At 49.4% G+C, this 1000-nt stretch carries 2 protein-coding genes and 1 pseudogene; all 3 read left to right on the top strand.

Annotation, left to right across the window (positions count from 1 at the left end; translation table 11 throughout):
- A partial coding sequence (locus tag PGY33_RS14180; protein WP_270479193.1) for a DUF4368 domain-containing protein occupies positions 1 to 165 on the top strand: 165 nt, incomplete at its 5' end.
- Positions 166 to 215: 50 nt separating this feature from the next.
- Positions 216 to 299: pseudogene (locus PGY33_RS14185) on the top strand (Maff2 family mobile element protein); the annotation flags it as partial.
- 18 nt (positions 300 to 317) lie between these two features.
- Positions 318 to 986 (top strand): VirB6/TrbL-like conjugal transfer protein, CD1112 family, encoded by a 669-nt coding sequence (locus PGY33_RS14190; protein ID WP_442865585.1) that lies wholly within the window; start codon positions 318 to 320, stop codon positions 984 to 986.
- Positions 987 to 1000 lie beyond the last annotated feature (14 nt).

The following is a 1000-nucleotide window of genomic DNA, read 5'->3' on the forward strand; positions in this document are numbered from 1 at the left end:
GCCAATGACGCAAAACAATGGGTGGAAGCCATTCAGGAATACGCCAATATCACAGAGCTGGACGCAGCCACCCTCAACCGCTTAATCAAAGAAATCGTCGTGCATGAGCGCATTGACGAAGATAAAACAAGACACATTTCTATCGAAATAAAAAACACCATATAGATTTTTTGTACGCCGCCGCCCGCCATTGAGCAGAGTTTTACACCTAATTGGGTATAAAACAGCTGATGGCTGGCGGCGGCGTGGCGCTCATTGGCATCACGCTGGTACCTTTGCTCTCCGGCCTGTTCGGCTAAGGAAAGGGGTGTTGATCGTTGGACAGTGTACTCGAACAGATTGGTGAATGGTTAAAGGAACTGCTTGTTTCCGCAATCATGAATCAGCTGACGGGACTGTTTGATTCGGTAAACACACAGGTCGGCGATATTGCAGCTCAGGTGGGGACGACTCCGGCGAACTTCTCGCCGGGCGTCTTCGCCATGATCCGGAATGTTTCCGAATCAGTGATTATCCCGATTGCAGGCCTGATCTTGACATTCATTGCCTGCTATGAGCTGATTCAGATGATCATTGACCACAACAACCTCGCCAGCTTTAAAACATGGATCTTCTTCAAATGGGTCTTCAAGACCTTTGTAGCCGTAACTCTTATCACCAACACGTTTAATATCGTGATGGCCGTATTTGATGTGTCGCAGCATGTTATCAATAACGCAGGCGGACTCATCGCCGGGAGTACGGCTGTGGATACATCTGCATTGGAAACCATGCAGGACACGCTCGAAGCCATGGAACTCGGGTCACTCTTTGGCCTGTTCATGCAGTGCATGGTGGTCCAGTTTACCATCAAGGCGCTCAGCGTTCTGATCTTTGTGATCGTTTACGGACGAATGATAGAGATCTACCGCGCGTCCAGAAGCGCCGCTTTTCATCCAAAGGCGGTGTGCGGGCATTTTGGGAACCCGGCTTTAGCAAGCCGGTAAAGAAAAGTATCAAA

The organism is Butyricicoccus sp. AF18-9LB (genome assembly GCF_027684505.1).
Lineage (GTDB): Bacteria > Bacillota > Clostridia > Oscillospirales > Butyricicoccaceae > Agathobaculum > Agathobaculum butyriciproducens.